The following is a 5898-nucleotide window of genomic DNA, read 5'->3' on the forward strand; positions in this document are numbered from 1 at the left end:
CTTTCTGAGATCACACTTTCATTTATTGCTGTGATCATCGGCTGCGAATTTTCATTCACCAAACTGCGTGCTTATGGCAAAAAAGTGGTGATCATCACTCTGGTTCAGATGTTTCTCACTTTTGGTTTGATCTCTGCTGGACTCATTCTGCTGGGTCTTTCCACTTATGTTGCATTCATTCTGGGAGCGATTGGAGCTGCCACAGCCCCTGCTGCAACGGTAGTTATTGTAGAGAAATTACGGGCAAAAGGCGAATTTGTGGATTACCTGTATGGAATCGTAGCACTTGATGATGCAGGGACAGTTATCCTTTTTTCTATCGCCTTTGCTATAGCCAGCGCTGAGATCAGTGGCAGCGAAGTGGATTTCTGGATGGGACTTATTCACGCCGGTAAAGAAATACTTCTCTCAGTAATCATAGGAATAACTGGTGGTACATTGATCCATTTCATCACGCGCAACAGCAAGAACATGGGCGAAATGAAGATCATAACACTTGGAATTATTTTCCTGACGACCTCCGTGTGCATCAGCCTGCATCTATCACCGCTGATCGCTAATATGACCGTGGGAATGCTGCTGGTGAATCTCAGTCATAAAAATATCAGGATCATGAAAGCCCTGCAACCCCTCACCCCGCCTTTATATGCAATTTTCTTCTCGATAGCAGGAACTGAACTGCATCTGAAGATATTTACCTCTTCCACTGCCCTGATAGCGGGGATAGTGTTTATCATCATGCGAGCAATCGGAAAATATAGCGGAGTATATGCCACTGGGCATTTACTAAAGCTCAAGCCAAGTATTAGCAACTGGCTGGGGCTTGCCCTTCTACCCCAGGCTGGAGTGGCAATTGGATTAGTGCTTTTCGTACAAGGTTCCAGCGTGGTAGCTGATGCCTCTCCGGCAATCCAGCTTCAAATAACAGAAATGATCAATATAGTATTGATGAGTGTCTTTTTTAATGAATTAATAGGACCGCCTCTGGCAAAAATAGCCATTCGGAAGAATTTGAGGAGAAGATAATGGATCTAACTGAAGTATTAAGGCTGGAATGCTGCACAACAAATCTGCAGTCACATAGCAAAAATGAAATCCTGGAAGAACTTGCCAAACTAGTGAAACGTAATGAAATACTCAAAGATGTACCGGAAAACAAAATCCTGGAAAATCTGCATAAACGGGAGAGCCAGGGCAGCACAGGATTTGGCAGAGAAATAGCTATTCCCCACTGTCAGATCAGCGGTATCAAAGATTTTGTGGTTGGCATCGGGATTAGTCATAAAGGCGTGGATTATGATGCCATAGACCATAAGAAAGTAAAAATATTTGTGATCATCGTGGGACCTGTGGAAAGCCGCAGCGGTCATTTGCAATTGCTGGCAATGGTTTCCCGCATACTCAAGGAACCGCAAATTGAGCAGCATCTTCTGCAGCAGGAAAGCAAAATTGGTTTGATGGACGAATTTCTGCGGCATAGTCCTGATACATTATCTGCAGCACCGCGTGGTAAAGATAAATTGCTTATTCTGCTAGTGCGGGATCCTGATATCTTGGATGAGATATCAGAAATATTCCTGGAATATGGAGTGGAAGAAGCTACTATTCTTGAAACGGGCAGTATGAAGGGAGTTCTTTCCCAAGTACCTTTGTTTTTGGGCTTTTTTGATTTCACGGGTGACCGGGATGCATCCGGCAAGCTGATTATGGTAAAATTGCCCAGAGACTTTTTGCAGGCACTCATCCATGGTCTGGAAGATGCTTTTGGTAATCTGGATGATTATACCGGACTTGGTCTGGTTGTATTGGATATATTTTTTAGTAAAGGAATTTAAGCCAGGGGAAATAAAATGCGTAAGATAGTTTTAATGATTTTATTGTTCAGTATTTTGTCCCTTTTTGCCCAGACGGATTTGGAAAATAATCCGCAACTGGGGCATTACCTGAATAAGGATGAGATAGGCAGGGAAGTATCACGGGATTTTTATCAGACCGACCCACCGGATTTTGCCCGTAATATAGCAGAATTCGAGCCCATGGAAGGAGTACTGGTTCGTTCCCCATTTGGTATCAGCTACAACCTGATAGCAAGCATGTCTGAGCAGGATAAAGTGGTCACTATTGTAAGCAGTTCAGCCGCTCAAACCAGCGTTATCAGCAGTTATACATCTCACGGTGTAAATCTTGCTAATTGTGAATTTCTGATAGCACCCAGTAATAGTTACTGGTGCCGCGATTATGGACCATGGTATATCTATGACGGTAGTGAAATATCAATCGTGAATTTTATCTATAACAGACCCCGCCCTGATGACAATGATATTCCAATTGAAATGGCAGATTATCTGGATATTACTTTATATGGTATGCCTCTCGAGCATACTGGTGGTAATTATATGACTGATGGCTTTGGCATTTCGGCTTCCACTGATCTGGTTCAGCTGGAAAATCCAGGCTTGACGAATCAGGAGATCAATGACCTGATGTCAGATTATTTGGGAATAGATACCTATCATATGCTGCCTGATCCCAATAATACCTATATCGATCATATTGACTGCTGGGGTAAATTTCTGGGGGTAGATAAAGTGCTCATCAGAGAAGTTCCTGCCAGTCATGCTCAATATGATGAGATCGAAGCAACCGCGGATTATTTTGCCAATCAGAATTGCAGTTGGGGCTATCCTTATGAGGTTTACCGGGTTTACACTCCCTCTAATGAACCTTACACAAATTCACTGATCTTAAATAAAAGAGTATTCGTGCCTATTATCGGCGGAAGCTGGGATGATGAGGCGATAGAATCCTATGAAGCTGCAATGCCGGGCTACGAAATATTGGGCTTTACTGGAAACTGGGAAAGCACAGATGCCCTGCACTGCCGTGCCAAGGGAATTGCAGACCGCAATATGCTGCACGTGGAGCATCAACCTTACTGGCAGCAGCAGTATAGTGGCTCTGAGCTTCAGTTCAATGCTCAGATATCTGCTTACAGCCAGGCTGCACTGCTTGCTGATTCCATATATGTTGCCTGGAAAATAGCAGGTGGTGAGTGGAATTTTGAGCCGATGACCAATATTGAAGCAGATAACTGGGAAGCCAGCGTTAACCTGCCTTCGGCTTCAGATGATTTCCAGTATTATATTCATGCTCAGGATGTGGAAGGTTATACTATTGATCATCCCCTGGCAGCAGCCTTTGATCCACATGAATTTGCCCTTTTACAGATGATCAATTTGGGCGATCTGGATGAAAATGGTGCTGTAGAAGCTTTTGATGCAGCTATATTATTACAATATGTGGTGGGATTTGATCCTTTGCCTGAGCTTGATCCCCTGCCCTGGGAACTTGCCAGATTGATGGCTGCTGATGTGGATGGCAGTTCGGACATCGATAGTTATGATGCCTCACTGATCATGCAATATTTCGTGGGATTGATTTCGGAATTTCCTGTAGAACAATAGGAAAGGAAAATTTCTGTTGACAGTATTAAATAGAAAATAACTATTAAGAAGAGGAGTATTATTATATGAAGAAAATTTTAATATTTGTGGCAGTCTTGATGTTCACCTGGCTGCTGGCTGGTGATATCAAAGATATTTCCATCGATGGTGGCACCTATACCGTTAATGCTGGAGACAGTCTGCGGATATATGTTAATGCCAATGATATTTCTCTGGATATGCGGGTTATAGCCTTTCAATTTGATGCCTATTATGACAGCACTCTTGTGAAATATATCACTCATAAACCAGGTGACCTGTTTGAGAATGCCATGCTGATGGCTAATGGTAAAGAAACAGGAATGCTTAAGGTGGCGTGCAGTCACTGGCAGCCTCAGGAAGGTAGTGGAACTCTGGTGGAATTGATCTTTTTTGCCCTTACCCCCGGAGAAACCCATTTGCAGTTTGATAAATTTAAAATGAACTCTGATACTATGACTCAGGTCTATGATGCAGATATTAAAATTCTGCCAGTCAGATCTGAGCGTAAGAAAAAATAAACCAGGAAGGGATCATGAAAAAAATAATTATTATAATATGCCTGTTTGCAGCAATAAGTCTGTTCGCTGATCTTCAAGACGCAGAGATCATTGTATCCTCGGGAAGTGTGAATGCAGGAGAAAGTATCACAATCGATATTTCTACTACAGAATTGATCGAAGATTTTGATGTGATAAGTTTCCAGTTTGAGATGGAATATAATTCAGAAGCTGTCACCTATGAGGACTATGCTGAAGGTGATATATTTCTTGATGGAATGCTGCTGGTCAATGAAACGGAACCTGGAAGTCTTCGTGCTGCTTATAGTCATTATGAAGCGCAAACTGGTTCTGGAGTTTTAATTAGACTTACTTTTTCAGGTATTGCTGATAGCACGATCCTTGATATTCATGACTTCAAATATAATGCTACTTCGATTGAAAATACTACTGATGGAACTATTGTTGTCATAAATAATGATATCACAGAGGATATTCCTGCTCAAATAACGCAGGTGGGCATTCAAAGCATTAGCCCAAATCCCTTTAATCCCAGCACTACGATCAATTTCCTTGTCCCCGATGGTGAGACTGCTGTAACTCTTAATATCTATTCCGTAAAAGGTCAGTTGGTTAAGAGATTTCATCTAAATGGTCTGGCATCAAATTCGCTATCAAGCATTAACTGGCAGGGTGTTGATGAGCACGGCAGGGACGTAGCCAGCGGAATATATTTCTGTGAGGTGAAAGGAGCAACCAGCAAAGCTTGCAGCAAAATGCTGCTGCTGAAATAGAGAATTTTCGGGCTGCTAAGGCAGCCTTTTTTTATGGAAAATAAATCCTTCAGGCTGGGAGATAATATCAAAGAAGTCACCGGCTTCAAGAAACATAAAAAATTAAGAAGACCGCTTTTGGGAAGCAATATAACTGCAGGCTTCCCTTCCCCTGCTCAGGATTATATTGAAAAAACTATTGATCTTAATGAGCAATTGATCTCGCATCCTGTAGCCACCTTTTTTATCCGTGTGGAAGGTGATTCCATGATTGGGGCAGGTATTTTCCCTGATGATGTGCTGATAGTTGATAGAGCAATGAATGCCGTAAATAATAATGTGATCGTCGCTGTACTCAATAGTGAACTTACAGTAAAGAGATTAAGGATAACTGATGAATATTGGTCGCTTGTGCCGGATAATCCTGCTTATCCTGAAATTATTATTACAGAAGATACAGATTTTACTGTCTGGGGTGTAGTGACATATTGCATTCATAAATTATAAGGGGTATCATGAGAACAGCTTTTTATAAAATTCGTGCTCGCAGTAATCTGGAAGGTAAGTGGGAAACTGCTATTGTAGCAGTGCTTTTAGGCTTTCTGGTTTTTGCTGCAATAGACATCATCTTTGGAAAAACCTATCTTAGCGGAGGATTTTTCATCTTCTGTCTTCGTCTGATCTTTCAAGGGCCCATATCTTTGGGGATGGCGATGTTCTTTCTGGCTCTCAGCCGGAGAACCAATCCCGAAGCATCTTTGATCTTCAAGGGTTTTGATAACTGGATTTCTGCCTTTTTCACTATGCTGTTGATGATTGTATTCATTATCTTGTGGGCGATCCTGCTGATCGTTCCAGGCATCATAGCTGCCCTTTCCTACAGCATGACATTATTTATTCTGGCAGATAATCCTGATCTCAAACCAACGGAAGCTATTAAACGCAGCAGACATATGATGCAGGGACATAAATCGGAATTTTTAAAGCTAATCCTCAGTTTTATTGGTTGGTTATTTTTAAGTGTCATAACCTGCGGGATACTTTTTATCCTCTATGTGGGACCACTCTATTATGCCACTATCACGGAATTCTATGAATCATTGCAGGAAATCTCGGATTATTGACAATGTGCGGTAATTTTGC

Annotated in this window: 7 protein-coding genes; all 7 read left to right on the forward strand. The window is 41.8% G+C overall.

The features are described 5' to 3' along the window. A partial coding sequence (locus RAO94_12620; GenBank protein ID MDP8323183.1) for a cation:proton antiporter occupies window positions 1–1026 on the forward strand: 1026 nt, incomplete at its 5' end. Continuing rightward, entirely contained in the window at window positions 1026–1835 is an 810-nt protein-coding gene (locus RAO94_12625; protein MDP8323184.1) for a PTS sugar transporter subunit IIA, read from the forward strand. The genes RAO94_12620 and RAO94_12625, both read left to right, overlap by 1 nt. 15 nt (window positions 1836–1850) lie before the next feature. Then, a complete protein-coding gene (locus RAO94_12630; GenBank protein ID MDP8323185.1) occupies window positions 1851–3464 on the forward strand; it encodes an agmatine deiminase family protein in 1614 nt (537 codons plus the stop codon). A gap of 65 nt (window positions 3465–3529) precedes the next feature. Next, entirely contained in the window at window positions 3530–4003 is a 474-nt protein-coding gene (locus RAO94_12635; GenBank protein MDP8323186.1) for a cohesin domain-containing protein, read from the forward strand. 14 nt (window positions 4004–4017) lie between these two features. Next, window positions 4018–4776, forward strand: a complete 759-nt coding sequence (locus RAO94_12640; protein ID MDP8323187.1) for a T9SS type A sorting domain-containing protein — start codon at window positions 4018–4020, stop codon at window positions 4774–4776. 33 nt (window positions 4777–4809) lie between these two features. Continuing rightward, complete coding sequence (gene umuD, locus RAO94_12645) at window positions 4810–5262, forward strand: translesion error-prone DNA polymerase V autoproteolytic subunit (GenBank protein ID MDP8323188.1); 453 nt, start codon at window positions 4810–4812, stop codon at window positions 5260–5262. 8 nt (window positions 5263–5270) lie between these two features. Further along, entirely contained in the window at window positions 5271–5879 is a 609-nt protein-coding gene (locus RAO94_12650; protein MDP8323189.1) for a DUF975 family protein, read from the forward strand. Window positions 5880–5898: the final 19 nt, after the last annotated feature.

Origin of the sequence: Candidatus Stygibacter australis (genome assembly GCA_030765845.1) — a bacterium.
Taxonomy (GTDB): Bacteria; Cloacimonadota; Cloacimonadia; order Cloacimonadales; family TCS61; genus Stygibacter; species Stygibacter australis.

Excerpts from the sequence above, each read along its gene's own strand:
- RAO94_12625 (MDP8323184.1), top strand. The coding sequence starts at position 1,026 with ATGGATCTAACTGAAGTATTAAGGCTGGAATGCTGCACAACAAATCTG.
- RAO94_12630 (MDP8323185.1), top strand. The coding sequence starts at position 1,851 with ATGCGTAAGATAGTTTTAATGATTTTATTGTTCAGTATTTTGTCCCTT.
- RAO94_12635 (MDP8323186.1), top strand. The coding sequence starts at position 3,530 with ATGAAGAAAATTTTAATATTTGTGGCAGTCTTGATGTTCACCTGGCTG.
- RAO94_12640 (MDP8323187.1), top strand. The coding sequence starts at position 4,018 with ATGAAAAAAATAATTATTATAATATGCCTGTTTGCAGCAATAAGTCTG.
- umuD (MDP8323188.1), top strand. The coding sequence starts at position 4,810 with ATGGAAAATAAATCCTTCAGGCTGGGAGATAATATCAAAGAAGTCACC.
- RAO94_12650 (MDP8323189.1), top strand. The coding sequence starts at position 5,271 with ATGAGAACAGCTTTTTATAAAATTCGTGCTCGCAGTAATCTGGAAGGT.